This is a genomic window from Pseudomonas sp. ACM7 (genome assembly GCF_004136015.1).
In the GTDB taxonomy this organism is placed as follows: domain Bacteria; phylum Pseudomonadota; class Gammaproteobacteria; order Pseudomonadales; family Pseudomonadaceae; genus Aquipseudomonas; species Aquipseudomonas frigoris.
The window spans coordinates 6,149,001-6,167,356 of the sequence record NZ_CP024866.1 but is presented as its reverse complement, the minus strand read 5'-3'; the positions used below and the strand labels follow the sequence as shown (position 1 = coordinate 6,167,356).

28 protein-coding genes are annotated in these 18,356 nt (G+C 57.4%); 21 read left to right on the top strand and 7 right to left on the bottom strand.

From position 1 onward, the window contains the following. Positions 1–459: 459 nt before the first annotated feature. The 5 genes from CUN63_RS29355 to CUN63_RS29335 all read right to left on the bottom strand — a co-directional run bounded on the left by CUN63_RS29355 (position 460) and on the right by CUN63_RS29335 (position 3,131). Entirely contained in the window at positions 460–888 is a 429-nt protein-coding gene (locus CUN63_RS29355; protein WP_129444659.1) for a glycine zipper domain-containing protein, read from the bottom strand. A gap of 426 nt (positions 889–1,314) precedes the next feature. After that, positions 1,315–1,635 carry a hypothetical protein gene (locus CUN63_RS29350; RefSeq protein ID WP_178082685.1) on the bottom strand — a complete coding sequence of 107 codons (321 nt, stop codon included), beginning with the start codon at positions 1,633–1,635 and terminating at the stop codon, positions 1,315–1,317. Then, positions 1,628–1,954, bottom strand: coding sequence for a hypothetical protein (locus tag CUN63_RS29345; RefSeq protein ID WP_129444658.1), 327 nt, complete (start codon positions 1,952–1,954; stop codon positions 1,628–1,630). The genes CUN63_RS29350 and CUN63_RS29345 overlap by 8 nt, the downstream gene beginning before the upstream one ends. Before the next feature lie 66 nt (positions 1,955–2,020). Beyond that, complete coding sequence (locus tag CUN63_RS29340; RefSeq protein WP_129444657.1) at positions 2,021–2,260, bottom strand: hypothetical protein; 240 nt, start codon at positions 2,258–2,260, stop codon at positions 2,021–2,023. A 4-nt stretch (positions 2,261–2,264) separates the two neighbouring features. After that, positions 2,265–3,131, bottom strand: coding sequence for a S24 family peptidase (locus CUN63_RS29335; protein WP_129445186.1), 867 nt, complete (start codon positions 3,129–3,131; stop codon positions 2,265–2,267). Positions 3,132–3,214: 83 nt separating this feature from the next. Here CUN63_RS29335 and CUN63_RS29330 point away from each other — a divergent pair, with 83 nt between their 5' ends. From CUN63_RS29330 to CUN63_RS29270, 13 genes are all read left to right on the top strand, one after another. Then, a complete protein-coding gene (locus CUN63_RS29330) occupies positions 3,215–3,454 on the top strand; it encodes a hypothetical protein (protein ID WP_129444656.1) in 240 nt (79 codons plus the stop codon). A gap of 34 nt (positions 3,455–3,488) precedes the next feature. Continuing rightward, complete coding sequence (locus CUN63_RS29325; protein WP_129444655.1) at positions 3,489–3,842, top strand: hypothetical protein; 354 nt, start codon at positions 3,489–3,491, stop codon at positions 3,840–3,842. Between the two features lie 22 nt (positions 3,843–3,864). Then, the gene (locus tag CUN63_RS29320; RefSeq protein WP_129444654.1) at positions 3,865–4,116 is read left to right on the top strand and encodes a hypothetical protein; all 252 of its coding nucleotides are present in this window, start codon (positions 3,865–3,867) and stop codon (positions 4,114–4,116) included. A gap of 383 nt (positions 4,117–4,499) precedes the next feature. Continuing rightward, a complete protein-coding gene (locus tag CUN63_RS29315; RefSeq protein ID WP_129444653.1) occupies positions 4,500–4,925 on the top strand; it encodes a phage regulatory CII family protein in 426 nt (141 codons plus the stop codon). 70 nt (positions 4,926–4,995) lie between these two features. Continuing rightward, positions 4,996–5,802, top strand: a complete 807-nt coding sequence (locus tag CUN63_RS29310; RefSeq protein WP_129444652.1) for a phage antirepressor KilAC domain-containing protein — start codon at positions 4,996–4,998, stop codon at positions 5,800–5,802. Further along, positions 5,802–6,599 (top strand): phage replication protein, encoded by a 798-nt coding sequence (locus tag CUN63_RS29305; RefSeq protein WP_129444651.1) that lies wholly within the window; start codon positions 5,802–5,804, stop codon positions 6,597–6,599. The genes CUN63_RS29310 and CUN63_RS29305 overlap by 1 nt, the downstream gene beginning before the upstream one ends. Further along, positions 6,589–7,383: an ATP-binding protein gene (locus CUN63_RS29300; protein WP_129444650.1), complete on the top strand. Its 795-nt coding sequence runs from the start codon at positions 6,589–6,591 to the stop codon at positions 7,381–7,383. The genes CUN63_RS29305 and CUN63_RS29300 overlap by 11 nt, the downstream gene beginning before the upstream one ends. 91 nt (positions 7,384–7,474) lie before the next feature. Further along, on the top strand, positions 7,475–7,804 hold the full coding sequence (locus CUN63_RS29295; protein ID WP_129444649.1) for a hypothetical protein: 330 nt from the start codon (positions 7,475–7,477) through the stop codon (positions 7,802–7,804). After that, positions 7,801–8,529, top strand: a complete 729-nt coding sequence (locus CUN63_RS29290; RefSeq protein ID WP_129444648.1) for an ead/Ea22-like family protein — start codon at positions 7,801–7,803, stop codon at positions 8,527–8,529. Before CUN63_RS29295 ends, CUN63_RS29290 begins: the two co-directional genes overlap by 4 nt. Beyond that, on the top strand, positions 8,522–9,109 hold the full coding sequence (locus CUN63_RS29285) for a DUF1367 family protein (protein WP_129444647.1): 588 nt from the start codon (positions 8,522–8,524) through the stop codon (positions 9,107–9,109). Before CUN63_RS29290 ends, CUN63_RS29285 begins: the two co-directional genes overlap by 8 nt. Beyond that, entirely contained in the window at positions 9,106–9,717 is a 612-nt protein-coding gene (locus CUN63_RS29280) for a recombination protein NinG (RefSeq protein WP_129444646.1), read from the top strand. The genes CUN63_RS29285 and CUN63_RS29280 overlap by 4 nt, the downstream gene beginning before the upstream one ends. Positions 9,718–9,935: 218 nt before the next feature. Continuing rightward, on the top strand, positions 9,936–10,334 hold the full coding sequence (locus tag CUN63_RS29275) for a hypothetical protein (RefSeq protein WP_129444645.1): 399 nt from the start codon (positions 9,936–9,938) through the stop codon (positions 10,332–10,334). Positions 10,335–10,406: 72 nt separating this feature from the next. Beyond that, positions 10,407–11,084 carry a hypothetical protein gene (locus tag CUN63_RS29270; RefSeq protein ID WP_129444644.1) on the top strand — a complete coding sequence of 226 codons (678 nt, stop codon included), beginning with the start codon at positions 10,407–10,409 and terminating at the stop codon, positions 11,082–11,084. A gap of 126 nt (positions 11,085–11,210) precedes the next feature. Here the strand turns inward: CUN63_RS29270 and CUN63_RS29265 are convergent, their stop codons facing one another. Continuing rightward, the gene (locus CUN63_RS29265) at positions 11,211–11,441 is read right to left on the bottom strand and encodes a hypothetical protein (RefSeq protein ID WP_129444643.1); all 231 of its coding nucleotides are present in this window, start codon (positions 11,439–11,441) and stop codon (positions 11,211–11,213) included. A gap of 183 nt (positions 11,442–11,624) precedes the next feature. Here CUN63_RS29265 and CUN63_RS29260 point away from each other — a divergent pair, with 183 nt between their 5' ends. Further along, on the top strand, positions 11,625–11,972 hold the full coding sequence (locus CUN63_RS29260) for a hypothetical protein (protein ID WP_129444642.1): 348 nt from the start codon (positions 11,625–11,627) through the stop codon (positions 11,970–11,972). Here the strand turns inward: CUN63_RS29260 and CUN63_RS29255 are convergent. Continuing rightward, positions 11,969–12,421 (bottom strand): hypothetical protein, encoded by a 453-nt coding sequence (locus CUN63_RS29255; RefSeq protein WP_129444641.1) that lies wholly within the window; start codon positions 12,419–12,421, stop codon positions 11,969–11,971. The two genes, CUN63_RS29260 and CUN63_RS29255, sit on opposite strands and share 4 nt — an antisense overlap. Before the next feature lie 107 nt (positions 12,422–12,528). Between CUN63_RS29255 and CUN63_RS29250 the strand changes: the two genes are divergently transcribed. The 7 genes from CUN63_RS29250 to CUN63_RS29220 all read left to right on the top strand — a co-directional run bounded on the left by CUN63_RS29250 (position 12,529) and on the right by CUN63_RS29220 (position 18,352). After that, on the top strand, positions 12,529–12,858 hold the full coding sequence (locus tag CUN63_RS29250; RefSeq protein ID WP_129444640.1) for an MFS transporter: 330 nt from the start codon (positions 12,529–12,531) through the stop codon (positions 12,856–12,858). Next, positions 12,855–13,199: a hypothetical protein gene (locus CUN63_RS29245; protein ID WP_129444639.1), complete on the top strand. Its 345-nt coding sequence runs from the start codon at positions 12,855–12,857 to the stop codon at positions 13,197–13,199. Before CUN63_RS29250 ends, CUN63_RS29245 begins: the two co-directional genes overlap by 4 nt. A gap of 97 nt (positions 13,200–13,296) precedes the next feature. Continuing rightward, on the top strand, positions 13,297–13,764 hold the full coding sequence (locus CUN63_RS29240) for a phospholipase D-like domain-containing protein (protein ID WP_129444638.1): 468 nt from the start codon (positions 13,297–13,299) through the stop codon (positions 13,762–13,764). A gap of 9 nt (positions 13,765–13,773) precedes the next feature. After that, positions 13,774–14,391 carry a hypothetical protein gene (locus tag CUN63_RS29235; RefSeq protein WP_129444637.1) on the top strand — a complete coding sequence of 206 codons (618 nt, stop codon included), beginning with the start codon at positions 13,774–13,776 and terminating at the stop codon, positions 14,389–14,391. 1 nt (position 14,392) lies between these two features. Then, positions 14,393–15,880, top strand: coding sequence for a terminase (locus tag CUN63_RS29230; protein ID WP_129444636.1), 1,488 nt, complete (start codon positions 14,393–14,395; stop codon positions 15,878–15,880). Then, complete coding sequence (locus CUN63_RS29225) at positions 15,877–17,292, top strand: DUF4055 domain-containing protein (RefSeq protein WP_129444635.1); 1,416 nt, start codon at positions 15,877–15,879, stop codon at positions 17,290–17,292. Before CUN63_RS29230 ends, CUN63_RS29225 begins: the two co-directional genes overlap by 4 nt. Then, positions 17,267–18,352: a minor capsid protein gene (locus tag CUN63_RS29220; protein ID WP_129444634.1), complete on the top strand. Its 1,086-nt coding sequence runs from the start codon at positions 17,267–17,269 to the stop codon at positions 18,350–18,352. Before CUN63_RS29225 ends, CUN63_RS29220 begins: the two co-directional genes overlap by 26 nt. Positions 18,353–18,356 lie beyond the last annotated feature (4 nt).

The window sequence follows — 18,356 nt, the reverse complement described above, 5'->3', positions numbered from 1 at the left end:
AAATCATTATCGTCTTCGATGTCTTTGAAGAACGGCTGCGCTTTTCTGGCGACATGATGACCGCCCTGAGCTTCAACCCAGTCTGTGAGCTATTTGCATATGATCGTAAGCTTGGCCTGGCGAGCGTTCAGAATGGTGAGCAGGGTGCCGATGGTTTCTTTGTCGGACATGGGGAATCCTCCCGTAAAGAAAGCAATGCGTAGCAGGCTGATGGCGGCAGAACGAAAAAGCCCGCTGGGGGAAGCGGGCTGACTTTTCACAGGAGTGCTGATCCTTCAGCTGTGAAGAGTGTAGATGGCACTGTACGGATCGCAAGCCAGAAACAAAAAGCCCGCACAAGGCGGGCTCTCTGTAGTCGGGGCCAAATCCCTTTGGCGGATCGCAGTATGCGTGTTGCATATGACGACGACGTGCCAGACGGATACGGAAGTCAGGTACAAGGCCGGACAACACAGCTACTCAATCGTGTTTATGTTTTTTGTGCCCGTACTTATGCCCATGCTGTTTGCCGTGTGATTCATGATTATCACCATCATCGGCCATGTTGTTTCCGAGGGCCCCGCCTGCTGCACCACCAAGGCCCGCACCAATAGTTGACCCAGTAGTTCCGCCTACGCTGTTGCCAATGACTGAGCCGCCAGCCGCGCCAATCCCTCCACCAAGTGCCGCTTCATTTCTTTTGCCTTTTTCAGCTGTTATAGCCCCGCCAGCGGCGCCGCCGACACCCGCCCCAATCGCGGCCCCGGTGCTTCCACCCATTTGCTGTCCAATAACATTCCCCAGTGCGCCTCCGATGCCACCGCCGACTGCAGCAGTGCCATCGCCAGCAGCCATAGCGCCTTGAACTGCTAAAAACCCAAAAAGCAATGCGGGTAGTGTGAATCGCATATTTTAAACCCCGAAAAAATGATGCAATGCCGTGAAGCACCGCATATTACAGAAAACAAAAAACCGGCTTGGCCGGGCTGGTCTTATGAGCAGGTTCCACCTTTATGGTGGGAGCCTGTGCCGCCCGTTGGATGCGTGCCCTTGGGGCATGCTGAGGCAGAGATTGAAACTATTGAAAGTAGTGCGATGAGTCCACCGATAGCTATTTTTTTCATATTGCCTCCATGCACTGCAAAGCGCAGTAAAAGTTTATCGACGTGGCGAGCGCATTCTTAAATAAAAAGCCCGCATGGGCGGGCTTGGGGACTCACAATAAACGTCGCTGTTCCATCAGATGGTCGTCAGTGTAGACGGCGTTAGTCGAGGTGCAAGCCGGAAACAAAAAGCCCGGCACTGGGCCGGGCTTTGTTATTCACTGCTTACTAGCTAGCTGCCGAGCGATTTTAGGATCGGCGAAAGGTATTGTTGAACCATCCACCAAACACCGCCAACGGTTGAGCCACCCAAGGCCAGCAGGCCGAATAAGGCCCACAGAGCAATCTGGCCTTTAGTGACCATATTTTTTTCGATGTGATCGAGGCGAGTCTCAATCTTTCCAAGCGAAACCTTCACATCAGTCATTCCGCTCTCAAGTGCTCGCAATCGTCCGTCCATGTCTCCTCCGCCACCACTGCTATCACCTTTCCATGATGGATGACCCGAGATTACTCTGCCAGAAGAATCTTCGATCAGCGGAGCTTTATTCACCTTTATTCCTCCGCTCTTCCGCGTGAGCAATCATGCGAGAAAGAGTCTCGGCGAGCTCTTTCGCAACGCCGATAGGCATTGCTACAGCCGCGACATCAAGCCTGAACGGCTCAATTTCACCAGCCTCAATACCGGACACGCCATTTTCAACGACGAATTTTGTGCTCTTCAAATTAATCGAGTTTCGGCCGAAGGTTAGATGGATCGCTTCGTCGCCATTCCACGACATCGCGAACGCATCGAACTGATCGACCTGCTCATCGACGAAAGATCCGGCCTTGATGTGGGGCAATACCGAAGTGGTGACTTTCTCGCTCACTTTTTTCTCCATGTGCGGCGAACTGATTTAATTTGTTGCAGCGTCCCGCTGCGGCACACAGCGCGCCTACTCGGGCTTACTACGGTTTATTTGTCCAGCCTTCACCTCTTCCGCGTACCCATCAAGCTTGTCCTCGGCATCCGGGAAACCGTCGATGATCGTCAGCAGTTCCCGAGCATCGGCCTCCAGCCCCGCCTCAGACAGCCGGATAGCCATCTTCATCAGGTCGACGCCGGACCACTTGAGCAGGGCTGCAACCTCTTTCAGGTCGCGGCGCAGCTCTTGGTTGGGTTTGGTTAGGGGCATGGCGTTACACCAGGTTCGCATTCCAGACGAGCAGTACCCGCGCCTGGATGTAGGTCGCATCAGCTCGGATCGTCTGTGGAGGGTGCTTCGCATTATCAGAGATCATGTTGATCTGATCATCCCCTAGCCATTGGAGGCGCTTGATGTAGAGATGGCCTTCCCAAGAGAACATGTAGATTCCATCTCCTACGAACTCGCGAATGCTGATGTCAACGAGAAGTGGGTCGCGGTGCTTAATCGTTGGCGCCATCGACTGTCCCCAGCCGGTCACCATCTTCAGATGGAAGTGCTCCTTGAACTCGACACCCATCTCGCGCAGATGTTGAGGGCTCACCCGGACGTCCTGGAGCATCTCAGGATAATCGTGCGGAATCTGCCCGCCGCCCATAGCGGCGCGGACGTCGTAGTGCGCAATCCACACTTCATCTCCGACTGCGCCAGGGCGGTAGTAGTCGATCTCAATGGCGCCACCGCCGTCATCGGCTTCAGCTACTGCAAGCAAACGCCTGCGTGCATCTTCAGACAGTCCTTTCCCTTGATGGGCAAGCATGTTCCGCACTACATCAGCTGCCGATAGGGGCGGTTCGCCCGCAGCGTCAACCTCAACTGCGGCCAGCTTTGAAAACTTGGGCTCGTCACCTGCGCCATGCTGAAGCCATTCGATTTTTACACCTAGCGCACCCGCAATAGCGCTCATCTTGGCAGGCCCCGGCAAGGCCTCACCATTTAGCCACTTGCTCGAAGCCTTGGGCGTGACCTTCGCAATTTCTGCCAGCCGAGCACCCGCGCCCCACTGGTCAATGCCGTGGGCGGATAACGCTTTTTTGAGGCGAGCAACGAACGCTGCGCGAATTTCTTCTATCTGAACCATTGGTTCAGCATCGCATGCCCTTGCATGTACTTTCAGTTCCGACATAATATGTACTGTAAGTTCATAATTGACTCGGAGGCCTTATGCGGCCGCTTAAGAAATCGATCGATGACGCTGGCGGCGTGCCGGTGGTTGCGCTGGCCTGCGGAAAGTCTCCTCGGGCCGTTTACAAGTGGCTTACCGCTGACTGCCTGCCGCGCACCGAATACACCGGTGAGACGCGCTATGCCGAGCGAATTGCTGCCCTAGCTGCTGCCAATGGAAAGCCGTTCGAGCCGTCTTGGTTGCTCGCGGAAGCCCATCCAAAGAAAGCCGCCGCCTAACCCAGCCCGTCACACCGACCTCGGAAGTGAACCCATGGCCTACGGAAACAAGACGCATCGCAACACCCACCAGATGAAGTCGCGCCTCAATGACGACGCTTACGCCGCTCTCCAAGTGGAAGCGCTGAAGCGTGAGATTCAGCCGGGCGCCTTGGTTCGAGACCTCACGTTGGCGGCCCTGCGGTTCAAGGAGGATTACGGGTACTTCCCGTTGATCGATGACGGCGAGTCGGACGAGCTGGATGGCTTTCCAGCGCTGGGCGAACTGGCCCGCGAGCTGAAAATTCAGCCTGGTGCGCTAGTTCGCAACCTCATACGTGCGGCTCTAAAAGCCAGGCGAGAGCAGGACACGATTTCCCAGGTTGACGACAAGAAACTTAGCGCCTGACCAGGCCATGGAGGAGGCACCAATGTCTGCAATACCCGAAGTAGGGCAGTACACGCAGGACGAGAAGGACGAGCTTGAGCGCTGGGCAGATGAGGTTGGTATCGGCATGGATCAACTCGCTGACCGGATTTTGCAAATGACAGAGCGGGCGGTCGAGCGACGCAGCGCTGCACGTCTCGCAACGGATAAAACAACCTTGCGAAGACGCCTCGCTGATCACTGCGCACAAGAGGCGCAGGCAGAGAACGTGGTTTCAATATTCCCGTCCAGGTAACGGTCCGGCCCCTTATTAGGTGCCGCGACAGGGACTGGACCAGGCGGGGCTGGCACCTAATTCGGGGCCAAGAAGAAAGGGTCATGGGTTCATCCGTGATTTCGATTTGAGGCAAGCGAAGCGGTTGCGCGTTCAAAACCGCGCAGCTCTTCGCGACCAAGCCGACCCCTTAACGGACCGGCAACCCGCTCAAACGCAGGCCACAGCCTGAGTTGAGACGACAAGGGAAGGGTGGAAGCCAAGGCGACCACCAGGCAGCAAAGGGCGGTTACCTCGCCTTGTAGTTCGGAAGAGTCGGTCATGGATGCGTCCTTGATCAGTTGATGAGTAAAGGATCGCTGACCTGATGGCATCCAGCCACGTAACAATTTTCGAGGTGTGACATGCAGGAATTGATGAAGGCGATTTACGAAGTGGTCGATGACCACGGCACCCGAAAAATCGCCGAGGGCGCTGACTTTAAGTCCAGAACTCTGCTTTCGCAGAAAGCCAACCCTGACTACGACACCCACCGCATGAACGTGGAAGAGCTACACCGGATCATGAAGTTCACCCAGGACTTCCGGCCGTTGAAGGCTTGGGCTGAGTCTTTCGGTTTCGACCTGGTGCCGAAGGAAAAGCCGGAAGGTATCAATTTGAACACCGCGCTGCTTCGCCTACACGCCGATCTGGCAGACGTGACCCGTCTTGCATTCGACGCCCAGGCCGATGGCCGCGTCTGTTCTCGTGAGAAGTCGGTCCTGCTCAAAGAGGCTGAGGAGGTGATCGTCAGCCTTGAAGTATTCAAGCAGTCGGTGAAGGCCGCCTGAATTTCAGACACAAAAAAGCCGACGTACGAGGTCGGCTTTTTCTACAGCGGTAAAGCAAGTGGAGAAGATTATGCACGCACAGATACAGCAGGACAATACCGGACAGGTCGCGACACGTTTTAATAATTACGAAAACGTGTCGCGTACCACGATGTCTTCGCGGGACATGGCCGAACTGGTCGGTCTTCGCCACGACAATGTGAAGCGGACGATTGATAGTCTGGCCCTGAAGGGCGTTATCGGTTCTCCTCAAATTGAGGAATACCTTGATTCGCTGCGCCGCCCGGCAAAACAGTACCTCGTCGGCAAGCGCGACAGCTTCATTGTCGTCGCCCAGCTCTGCCCGGAGTTCACCGCCCGCCTGGTGGATCGCTGGCAGGAACTGGAAGATCAGACCGCCAAGCCTTCCTTCGACTACGTCGCCGCCCTCAACGACCCGCGCACCTTGCTGGCCTTGCTCACCGACAACGTGAAGAAGGTCGTCGCCCTGGAAGCGGACAACACCGAGCTTTCCAATGAAAACCTGATGCTCGAGCAGAAGGTCGCCGCCGACGCGCCAAAGACAGCTTTTTTCGACGCCGTCACTGTCACGCACGAAACCTACTCGGTAGCCGAAGCCGCGAAGCTAATCGGCACCGGCCAGAATCGCCTGATGGCTTTCATGCGCCAGCGTCGCTGGGTAACTCTCCGCAAAAACGAGCCGATGCAAGGCCCGATTGAATCCGGCTACCTGACCGCAAAGCTCAGCACCTTCGAGCACCCCGAAAACGGCAAGACCACCGTGTCCACGCCACGCGTCACCGGTAAAGGCCTGACGAAGCTCCAGGCTCTGTGGGCTCGCCGTGACGCCGATCTGCTCAACAAGGAGGGCAAGTAATGGCCCGAGCACGCAACCTCAAACCCGCCCTGTTCAAAAATGAACTGCTCGGCGTGGCAGACCCAATGCTAACCCTGCTGTTTGAAGGTCTGTGGCTTCTCGCTGATCGGGAAGGGCGCCTGGAAGATCGTCCGCTTCGCATCAAGGGCGAACTGTTCCCGTACCGCGACGGCCTCGACATGGACGACATGCTCAACTGGCTTGCCGAGACCGGCTTCATCTTTCGCTACACTGTGGGTGAAAAGCGCTACATCGAAATCGACAACTTCGTTAAACATCAGAACCCGCACCGTAACGAACCCGAGTCGTTTATCCCTTCAGTATCAGATGGATGTATCACTTCGGATTTTGGCAGAAGTCCTACCGATAAAATCGAAAGCGCTCCGGCTGACTCCCTCTCTACTGACTCCCTTAACCTGACTGCTGATCCCCTCACACCACCGACGCCTGCGGCATCGGCGACCGAGGATCTGTTCCCGAAGTTCTGGAAGCTGTACCCGAACAAGAAGGGCAAGGCGAACGCCGAGAAGGCTTGGAAGAAACTCAAGGTCACTGACGAACTGTTCGCCCTGATCGCCAGCGGCCTGGCCAAGCAAGTGGTCTGCGCTGACTGGACCAAGGACGCCGGTAAGTACATCCCGCACCCGACGACATGGCTCAACGGCAAGCGCTGGGAGGACGAGGTCAAGGTCGCCAGCAACGTGCACCAGTTTCCGCAGTCCCGTCACACCGGTTTCGCTGAGCGCGACTACACCGCCGGCTTGATCACTAGGGAGGACGGCAGCTATGCGATCTGAAAAAGTAATTGCCATGCCGAGCAGTGCGCCTGCTCCGCAGCAGACCACTGGGATCTGCGAAGACCACGGCCAGTTCCCGCAAACCGTGAACGTGATTTTCGGCAAGGTGTTCAAGACCGGCTGCCCTGAGTGCACGCGGATCGAGAAGGAAGAGGCGGCTGAGCAGGTCAAGATTCACGAACGCTACGAGTTGTCCGTCAAGCTCGGCTCAGCGCTGATTCCGAAACGCTTCGCCGGCAAGACGCTCGCCGGGTACGTGGCCACCACGCCCGAACAGCTCAAAGCCCTGGGCACTTGCCGCCGGTACGTCGCCGAGTTCCCGCAGATCTCCGAATCTGGCCGCTGCCTGCTGATGCTCGGGAAGCCCGGTACCGGCAAGACGCACCTGGGCACCGCCATCGCCAACGAACTGATGCGCAGAACCTCTGCCACGGCCGTGTACCGCACGATCGGCTCAATCTTGCATGACATCAAATCAACGTATGGCGGCGGCACTGAGCGAAATGAGGGAATGATCCTGGCCGGCCTTATCGCTCCGTCTCTGCTCGTCCTGGATGAAATTGGCGTGAGCAAAGAAACCCCGAGCGACTTTGAACTGACCACGCTGTTCTCAATCATCAACGGCCGGTACGAGCAGATGCGCCCGACGGTGATCATCTCGAACCTCGACGGCAAGGCGCTGCCGTCGGCCATGGGCGAGCGTTGCGTGGATCGTCTGCGGGAGGGCGGGGTGATCGTCATCCCGTTCGAATGGGAATCTCAGCGCGGCAAGGAGGGCTTCTGATGATTCCTAAATCAGCAATGACACTGGCCTGCACCTTTGCCGGCTTTGCCATCGGTATTTTCTGCGTCCTGATCACAATGGCGGTGACGGCATGAGCAATCACACGAAAGAAGAATGGCTGGTAGATCGCCAGGACTATTGCGTCTGCGTAATGCGAGATGGTGATCCGCTTGAGATCGCCACGATTGGTGCAATGGATCACAACGGCATCAAGTACGTGATCGGCGATGAGTCGTGGGCAAACGCCTACATGATGCGCACCGCGCCGCAAATGTTCGCAATGCTCGAAGAGCTGATGGCCAAGGCCTGCAAGCAGAACTGGAATGATCAGTACCCGGAACTGATGGAGAAGGCCGAGAAGGTTCTTTCGTTGGCGAAGGCCGGCACCCCGCAAGACTTTGATGATGAGGGCGAGCTATGACAGACCACGCCGAACTGAAGCGGCTGGCCGAGGCTGCAACGGCAGGGCCGTGGAGCATGTGCGGGGAAGCTGACGGCAGCCAAGGCTTTGAGATTATCCAGGACATTTGGAGTGAGTCCGGCACCCACACCGGCAAGGATGTGGTGGTCTACGAGTGGAGCGATGAAAGCGACCCCTTGGGCGTTATCCACCGCGTGGATGCTGAGTTCATCGCTGCTGCCAACCCGGCCGCAGTCCTGGCGCTGATCGCCGAGAACGAGCGCCTCAAAAGCGTCGAGTACGCATTTGGCGAGTGGATTGAAAAAACCGAATGGGTTCAGACCTCGGTACAGGCATCTGACTTGGGTCGCCATCGCGCTGATGTACTTCGCTCGCGCATCGACAATCTCAAGGCCGGCTTCAAAAACTTCCACCGTAGCCTCTGCACTCGCTTCGGTTACTACCACGACGATATCGACTGGCAGCGTGACCAGGTGTCACTGGAAGAACACATCGCCACTCAGTTCAGCCACGTTAATGCAGAGAACAGCGCACTGCGCTCGCAAGTGGAAGCTGTGCAGCGTGGCGCTGGGCAGCTCAAGGCTGAGAACGAGGCTCTCGTCGATGCGATGAACCAAATCGTTCGCGCCACAAATCTCGGCGATGAGGCGTTCGGCATTGCCTGCCTGGTGCTGGGTGAGCTGAGCGCGGACGCCGCCAAGAGTAAGGATGCTTCCCATGGCTGAACTCGCTTTAATCCGCACCGCCCAAGGCTTGGTGCCAGCCACTGAAGCCGACCGTGAAACGGTCCAGAAGTGGAAGGCTGGCCAGATCATTCACGGTAAGTTCACCCGGATGCGCAACGGCAAGTTCCACGGCAAGTTCTTCTCGATGCTGGATTTGGCGTGGGAGTACTGGGAGCCGGTTGGTGGGCTGATCCCGCGCCAGGAGATGCGTGGTATTCAGGGGCTGGCCAAGTTCTTCGAAGCGCAAAGCGGCAAACCCGGCCAGTTATCGCACGCAGTTGCGGCGTACATCACCGGTCTTGAGTCGGCTCGTGCTGAGCGCTTCCCTGCGGTGGACAAAAGTCGCGAGGCCTTCCGTGAGTGGGTGACGATCGAGGCCGGCCACTTTCACCTGGTGCACACGCCTGAAGGCATCCGCAAAGAGGCCAAGTCGATCAGCTGGGCCAACATGGACGACACCGCTTTCGAGCCACTTTACCGCGACGTCTTCAACGCCTGCTGGCGGTTGGTGTTGTCCGCGCACTTTGAGAACGAGGCTGACGCACTTTCTGCGGCTGATCAGCTGGGGAGTTACGCATGAGTATCGCCGCGAAGCCACCCCGGGCGAAGAAGTGCAAGAACCCAGCATGCGGCATCAGCTTCCCACCGCAGCGCCTCGGGCAAGCCGTGTGCAGCCCGAAGTGCGGACTGGCCATCAAGGACGTGAATCAGGAGAAGGCGCGCAAGTCGCTGGCCCAGATCGAGCGCAAAGAGATCAAGGTCCGTAAGGAGAAGCTGAAGAGTAGGGCGGATCATGCCAAGGAGGCCCAGGCGGTCATCAACCGCTATGTCCGTCTGCGTGATGCCCACCTGGGCTGCGTGAGCTGCGACAAGCCGGCGAGCTGGGGTGGCCAATGGCATTGCTCTCACTTCCGCAGCGTTGGTGCTGCTGCACATCTGCGCTTCAACCTTTGGAACATGAACAAGTCCTGTAGCGCCTGTAACAATTTCCTGAGCGGGAATATTGCCGGATACCGGCCAAAGCTGATCGAGAAGATCGGCCAGACCAAAGTTGATTGGCTGGAGTGCAATCAGGACTTGGCGCGCCATGACATTCCGTACCTCAAGCGCCTGAAGGCGGTATTTGCGAAGAAGGTACGCCGGACTGAGCAGAGACAAGAGGTGAGCCATTCATGGTCAGCAATGTGATTCTTGTTCGAAAGTCATTGGTCGAAATTTCTGGTTCGCGAAGGTCGATCGGAGTGTTTCGGTGCCCAGAGTGCCTAGCCGAGTTCGAGACTCGAATGGAGCGAGCCAAGGTTATGACGGGGCTTTGCATTCCATGCGCAAACAAGGCCGGGGGTAGGAAGCGCGCAACCCACGGCTTCAATAATACGAACAGCCGGCTGCACGTGACGTGGGCGAACATGAAGCGCCGCTGCCTGAAGCCTCGCGGCGCCGAAGTCCAGAAGTACCAAGGCGTGACGCTCTGTGACGAGTGGATGAGCTTCGAGACCTTCATGGAGTGGTCGCTCGCGAACGGCTACACCGACCAGCTGACCCTTGACCGAATTGACGCCTCGAAAGGGTACGAACCCGGAAACTGCCGTTACGCCGATTACAGCGTACAGGCAGCCAACCGCAAAAAGACGGACAAGAACACCAGCGGTCATGTCGGCGTTTCCTGGGATCGAGGCAAGTGGTCGGCAAAAGTCCAGTGGCAGAAAAGGCAAATACACCTCGGTCGGTTTAAGGACATCAAAGATGCGGTTAAGGCGCGCAACGATTACTTAGCTGCTCACGACCTGCCGCATTTGAGGGCCTAGAGACATGGAAGAGATCAAGGCCATCAAGGCCGACTACCGGGTAAAGACCAGAGACTTGAAAAAGGACGCAGCATGAAACTGATCAACGCAAGGCAGGTGTGGACCGAAGCTCAGCACGAATCGAACGCGTCGATCAGCGCTGTGGCTATCGACAAGGCCCAATCGGCACCGATCAAGAAGGGCGCACGCATGCGTCGGCATGAAGCGGTATTCGCTGCCATGGGCGATGACAAGGAGGAACGCATTCAGGTTGTGCGCCAGAAGATCAGCATCAGCGAGACCCGCGGTGCACCGATTGGAAGGTCAACCGCCCGCGCCGCGCACTTGGCCACGATCGGCAAGGTGCTGCGCGCCATCGACACACTGCCGTTTCAGGTGCAACAGTTCGGGCACTACCTCTACCACCCGGCGATGACTATGCGCCACGTCATGAACGCGGTGCTGCTGATCACCGCCCATGCCAAGTTGCCGGACCTCACTTCGGCCAAGCGGGTGAAAGCGCAGTACCTGGTGACCCTGGCGCTGCAATCTTACAAGGGTGAGGTGCACGGCGCGGCGGAGTGGGGGCCGGCCCGGGTCGCCGCCGAGATGATGACGTTCTTCGGGGCCACCGTGGACCAGAACAACTGGAACCGCGACTGGCGAGACATGTGGATTGCGCTGAGAAAGGTAATTGCGGAAGTGGATATACAGGCGCAACAACCACTTTGGCAGGTTATTCACTCGGAAAAAGATCAGGAAGCGGCATAAAGCCGTTGACATGAATGAACATTGAAGGTACTTTCCCCATAGTGCACAAGTAACGCGAAACGCACACGAAACCCTGAACCCGGCCACTGCGCCGGGTTTTTTATTGCGCGTTTATCTGCTCATCTTTCAAATGCGTTTCAGCTTTTCTCCAGTGAGAAAAACGACAAATTCCAACTCGTTGATTTTGCTAACCGGGCCATGATTTTCAGCTCGGAAATAGATCTCTTTGTTCACCCATATCGTTGTATCCCGCATGATGCTCACTGCCATCTGGGTCGCTGACTCGATAATCGTGTATTCCTTCCCATATCTATTGACGGCTTGAATACGATTAATTTCTTGAACGCGAGTAGTCATCCGAAGAACTTCCGCATCTATCGTAAGAAGTTAAAACGATAGCACTGAAGACCTATTGCGCCACTTTACGAAGTTTCCGTCGCTCCCAGGCTGGGAGGATATTGAAGCACCACTATTCGAGGCTCGCCATCTGGTGGGCTTTTTCGTTTTCGGCCCCACCACACCCATTGCTACGAGCTGGGAGTGCTGCTGGAGCTGATCTACTTCGAGGCTCGCCATATCGGCGGGCCTTTTCCGTTTCTGGAGCACAGCATGAAGAGCGAGTATCGCAGTCTCGTCGAGGCAATCATCTGTAGTGAGCAGAAGCTCAAAGAGGCGAGGGTCATTCAGCGTGATGCCAAAGAAAATCTGGATCAGGCGGACGGCTTTGTAATGTTCCAAGAGACCAGCCTTCGCGAGAGCGAACAGAAGCTGGCCGAACTTGAGTCGAAGTTTCTCGGGGCAGAAGCCAAGGTGCTTCAGGACGAAATCAAAGAGATCAACGCCTCTCTGAAGTTCCTGTGTCGCGAAGTGATGCGTCCCGAGGTCTAGAGCCCCATCGGTTTTGTGATGATTTGTACGCCAATTGCGAGCGCCTGGTTAAGGATCTCGGAAGCGACCGTTTTGGCGCCGGATTTCGTGGCAGCTGACAGCTTTTCGCCAAGCGTCTCCGTGCCCAACGATGGTTTGGGTACGTGCTTCAAAGCCTGGAGCCCGTAAGGCGTAAGCACGTAGACGTATCTGTTTACAGGTGCTGCTCTACTCGAAATAAATCCAGTCTGAACAAGCCACGTTAGTGTCGCATCGAAAAACTCGGTCTCTGGATCACGCTCACCCTCTGTCACGGCACCTTCTGAAACGGGATCGTATTCAAGGTACGTTACGACCGAGAGGCCAGCAACTTCAGGGCTTACGCTCGAAGGGATGGGGAAGCTCTCATACAGGAACGCGAGTATGTCAGCGCTCATCTCGTCGAAGCGCTCAATATTTGTTTTTGCCATGGTTCCGTCCATCGTCACGCTGTAGGGGTGTCGACGATAGCACGGAGCCATATGCCCGCCATCGAGCGGGCTTTTTTATCAATCATGCCCACCACGGAGTCGAGCGCATGGATTATTTGCACCGCCTGCTCGACAGGCTGGACCTTTTGATTGCTGGCTTGTTTGGCGTGATCGTCGCCAGCTGGTGGCACAAGGACGACCTGACCGACTGGCGCGCCTGGCTGATCTTCCTCACTACCGGCGTGGCGTGCGCTCTGTACCTGACCGGAATGGTGAGCGCCTACCTCGGCGTCACAGAGCCGAACATCGTCGCCGGTGTCGGCTTCTTGCTCGGCACCTTCGGCGGATCGCTGCTGGCAGCCATCAACCGAGCCATCAAAGCCGCTGACCTCTGGGCGCTCATCCGCCAGCGGTTCGGGGGAGGCAATCCACCATGAATCTTGAACTTATCAACTCGATGGCTTGCGGCCTGATCTCGCTCTGGGCGACCTGGTGCGTACTGAGCGGCAAGGTGCGCGACGGCATTCTCGGCAAGCTGATCTATTCGACAATCGCCATCAGCGGGTTTGTCGTTATGGCGCGCAGTCAGAACATCTTCTTCGGTCCGACCAGTGCTGGTCTGACGCTGCATGTCGCCCTGGCTCTGGCCGGTGCCCGCCACATCTTCATGGTCACCTGGTGGCAGCCGGTTAAGGCATGGCTGTGCCGCACGTTGAACTGCGAACACTGCATGCGCTGCGACAAGGCGCCCGGTGGCATCGATCGCCGCAGCAAGTAAGCCGCGACACGTTTCGCGAATCAGCAAATTGTGTCGCGACATATTTCTCAAGATATGGGGTTAGTATCAGCGCTCGAGCAAAACCGGAGCCTACCTCTTGCGCCTAATTACCAATGTGAAAAGAGACTCGCAGTCGCACCTATATGAGCTGAAGAAGCTGTTGTCAGCTTCTGAACAAATCATCATTTGCTCAGGCTGGATGAAGGCCTGTGGCTTGTCACCGTTGCTGAAGCATCTGGACAACGCCATTGCCCGGGGATCACGCATTACGATTTATACCAATCATGAACACACCGATCAGGATTGCGTAGAGAGCTTGGCTGGCATGGGCGGCCTAAGACATATCAATGTGCCGCGGCCAACCTACCTTCATACGAAACTTTATTACGGTCGAAGTGGCGAGTCGTACACCGCGATTCTTGGCTCGGCAAACGTCACCTCGGGTGGGCTATGGAAAAACGAAGAGCTTTCTTGTCAGGTGAGCGGGAGAGTCACTGATGATTCGCATGAGCAACTAGCGCTATATCTTCAGCGGCTGACCGTATTGGAATCGAAAAATATTTAGAGAAGGCATATGACAACCAAGCAATCCGACTGGGAGGCAATCGAACGCGCCTACCGGGCCGGTGTGCTTTCCGTAAGAGAGATCGCTGCTTCCTGTGGCGTCTCTCACACCGCCATCCAGAAGCGCGCAAAGGCCAACGGATGGGAGCGAGACCTCAAGGCGAAGATCAAGGCGAAAGCTGATTCGCTGGTTGCCAAACGAGAGGTTGCCACACAGGTTGCCAGCAAATCAGCGGAAACCGAGCGCGAGATCATTGAGGTCAATGCCGAAGTCATTGCGAACATCCGCATGGCCCATCGCGGCGACATCTCCCGCGGCCGTAGGCTCACCAACAAGCTGCTGGACGAGCTGGAAGCACTGACTGATGAGCAGGGCACCATCAAACAGTTGATTGCTCAGCTGAAGGATGGCGACCATGACGACGGCGATGCAATGGCTGACGTTTTGGCATTGGCCAACAAGATGAGCGCGCTTCCGAATCGAACCAAGACGATGAAGGAGCTGGCCGACACGCTAAAGACGCTTGTTGCCCTGGAACGCCAAGCCTACGACCTCGACACCAAATCCGGCGGTAACGATGCCGACGAGCTATCGAAAATGATGGACGATCTATCGAAGGAAGCCTGACATGAAGCCCGAGCACTTGAAGCTGCTCCGGGACAAGTACTGGCGACTGAACAACCTCTACTTCATCACGGACAAGCAGGGCAAGAAGGTCCGCTTCCGGATGACGGACGAGCAAATCGAGTACTTCGATGGGATGCACACCCGCAACATCATCCTGAAGGCTCGACAGCTCGGCTTCACCACAGAGTGCTGCATCATCCAACTGGACGCGGCCCTGTTCGAGTCGGCCAAGTGCGCCCTGATCGCTCACACCCTGAACGACGCCAAGCGCCTGTTCCGGGAAAAGGTGAAGTACGCCTACGACAATCTGCCGGCCGAGATTCGCGCCGCAAACCCGGCAAGCAACGATTCCGCCGGCGAACTGGTGTTCAGCAAGGGCGGCTCGCTCTACGTTTCCACCTCCTTCCGGGGCGGCACGCTGCGCTATCTGCATGTGTCCGAGTTCGGAAAGATCTGCGCCAAGTTTCCACACAAGGCCCGCGAGATTGTCACCGGCGCGTTTGAAGCCGTGGCCACCGACTGTTTCGTCACGATTGAATCGACGGCAGAAGGTCGGGCCGGCTACTTCTTCGATTACTCGCAGAGCGCCGAGCGCCAGCAACTGGCTGGCGTTCCCCTGGGCTTGCTGGACTGGAAGTTTTTCTTCTTCTCCTGGTGGAAGAACAAGGCCTACTGGCTCGACCCGACTGATGTGGTCATCTCGCAGCGCCTGACCGATTACTTCAACGAGCTGCACGCCAAGCACGGGATCGTCACGAACGACGGTCAGCGCGCCTGGTACGCGGCCAAGGAGAAGACGCTCGGCGACGACATGAAGCGGGAATACCCGTCCATTCCTGTCGAGGCCTTCCAGCAGTCGGTTGAAGGCGCCTATTACGCGCAGCAACTGACCAAGCTTTACGCCCAACAACGCATCGGCGCGATACCGGACAACAGCCATCTGCCGGTGATGACCTTCTGGGACATCGGCGTCAGCGACTCCACGGCCATCTGGTTCGTGCGTCAGGTCGGCACCGAATACCACGTCATCGATTACTACGAAAACTCGGGCGAAGGTCTGCGGCATTACATGAAGGTGCTCAAGGACAAGGGTTACACCTATTCCGAGCACTGGGGGCCGCACGATATCGACAATCGCGAGTTCGGCAGCGATGCCAAGACCCGCCGTGAACTCGCCCAAGAGGGCTACGAGATCGACGGGCAGAAGTACTGCATGACGTTCCAGGTGGTCCCGAAGATCGGCATCAACGACGGCATCGAGCAGGTCCGGGAAATCCTCCCGCTCTGTGTGTTCGATGAGTCGAAGTGTGAAGAGGGCATCAACTGCATCGAGAACTACCGCAAGGAATGGGACGACAAGCGCGGCTGCTGGAAAGACAGGCCGCTTCATGACTGGACCTCTCACGGCTCCGACGGATTCCGGTACTTCGCTGTAGCGAAGAGCGCCAGGAAGCCGGCCACCTCTATCAAAATGGGATACGCCCGATGAGCAACGACGTCTCCTTCAAGAGGGCGGACTACATCGAAGTGCTGGACCGCTGGGCGACCGTTCGCGATGTCTGCGCAGGTCAGCACCGCGTGGTCTCTCGGTTGCCGTACATCAACGCACACGACAAGTCGCCAGAGAACGCCGACCGCAACAAAGCCTACCGCGAGCGGGCGGTGTTCAAGAATGCCACCGGGCACACGCGCAATGGCTTGCTGGGTCTGGCCTTCCACAAAGACCCGACACTCACCGTACCGAAGAAGCTGGAGTACTTACAGGACAACGCCAACGGCTCAGGGGTGAGCATCTATCAGCACTCGCAAGGCACGCTGGAAAAGGTGCTTGAGGCCGGTCGTCACGGCCTATACGTCGATTATCACCAGGATGATGGCGCTGGCGGCCACTCAGTGATCCTGTCGTACTGCGCCGAGGACATCATCAACTGGCGCACCGGCATGGTGAACGGCCACAACGTGCTAACGCTGGTCGTTTTGCGGGAAATGATGGAGGTCGAGGACGGCTTCGGATTCAAAGCAGTCGAGCAGTTCCGCGAGCTTGCACTCGAGGCTGAAGGTTTTGTCTGTCGGGTCTGGCGCCGCTCCGGCCCAAGAGGTGGCGGCCCGCTTGAGGTCACGGACACATTCACGCCGGAAGGCATCACCGGGCGCCTCAAGGAAATCCCGTTCACCTTCATCGGCGCACAAAACAACGATCCGACTATCGACGAATCGCCGCTGTACGACATCGCCATGATCAACCTGGGGCATTACCGCAACAGCGCTGACTACGAAGACAGCGTCTTCTGGTGTGGGCAGGCTCAGCCGTGGATTTCCGGGCTGACAGAGCAATGGGTGAAGCTGCTCGAGGAGAAGGGCGTCTACGTCGGCTCCCGGGCGCCAATGCTGCTTCCAGTCGGCGGCGCTTTCGGTTACGCGCAGCCACTGCCCAACACGCTGGTCAAAGAGGCCATGGCCGACAAGAACCAGATGATGATCGAACTGGGCGCCCGCATGGTCGTCGCATCACTGGCCGCCAAAACAGCAACCGAGTCACGCGGTGATCAGTCTGCGTCGACATCGGTGCTCGCTGGCTGCGTGGCAAACGTCAGCGAGGCCTACACCCGGGCGATCATGTGGTGCGGCCTTTACATGGGCATCACCGACAAGGTTGCGTACCAGATCAATCAGGAGTTCGTCGAGCTGACGGCTGATCCGCAGATGATCACGGCCTTGGTTGGCTTGTGGCAGAACGGCGGATTTGCGAAGGCCGACCTGCGGTCCTATTTGCGCAAGCTGGGCTTGATTGCCCCGGAGCGCACTGACCAGCAGATCGACGGCGAGCTTCAGGAGCAAGGCGATGGCCTGGGCCTGGATGATGAGGTGACACCAAATGGCGGCAAATCAAGCAATCCTTGACGCCACGATCCGGCACGCGGTCTTTCTCGAAAAGCTGAAGGCGGGGGAGGTTGGTAAGTTCGCGCCGTTTCTCAAGGAGATTGACCGTTCGATCCGCGAACGGCTCACCCAATCGGACCTGACCGAGTACAACGTCAAACGGCTTGAGGCGCTGCTGAAGGAAGTGGATAGCCTGCTGCTGGGCATCTTCGATCGCTACAGCGTGCAGCTGAACCTCGACCTGATCGACATCGCCAACTACGAAGCTGAGTTCGAGGCGACGAGCCTAGTTAGGTCGGCGCCAGTCGGTGTGTCGCTCGATGTTGCGGCTCCGACAGCGGCAGCCATCAGGGCGGCGGTGCTGACGAATCCCCTTAGCGTGCGCGGCACCGGTGGCGGGAAACTGCTGAAGTCATTCATCAAGGGCTGGACCACTGCCGAACGGGAGCGCGTCACCGGCACGATCCGGCAAGGTTTCTTCGAAGGGCAGACGAACTTCCAGGTCATTCGCAACATTCGCGGCACAAAGGCAGCGGGTTACAAAGACGGCATCCTAGCCACCACCAACCGCAATGCCAGCACGGTCGTCCACACCGCGATTCAGCATGTGTCGTCACAGGCGCGCATGGAGGTGGCCAAGGCCAATACGGATATCGTTTCCGAAGTTGAAATGATCGCCACGCTGGACAGCAAGACCAGCCAGCAATGCCGCTCACTGGATGGGCGACGATTTCCTACTGAGTCGGGACCTCGGCCGCCATTCCACCCTAACTGCCGTACCACGTTTATTCTGCTGACCAAGCTCAGCGAGATGTTCGCCAAGGGTGCTACGCGTGCTTCGGTGGGAGCGGATGGTGCAGGCCAGGTCAACGCAAGCCTGGACTATTACCACTGGCTTCAGCAGCAGCCGGCGTCGTTTCAGGACGTGGCTATCGGCCCTGTTCGGGCGAAGCTGTTCCGTGAGGGCGGCCTGAGCGTCGAGCGATTTGCCGAGCTGCAGCTTGATCGCAACTTCGCGCCGTTGACGCTGGCGGAAATGAAAGGGCTTGAGCCTCTGGCGTTCGAGCGGGCCGGTATCTAAACGA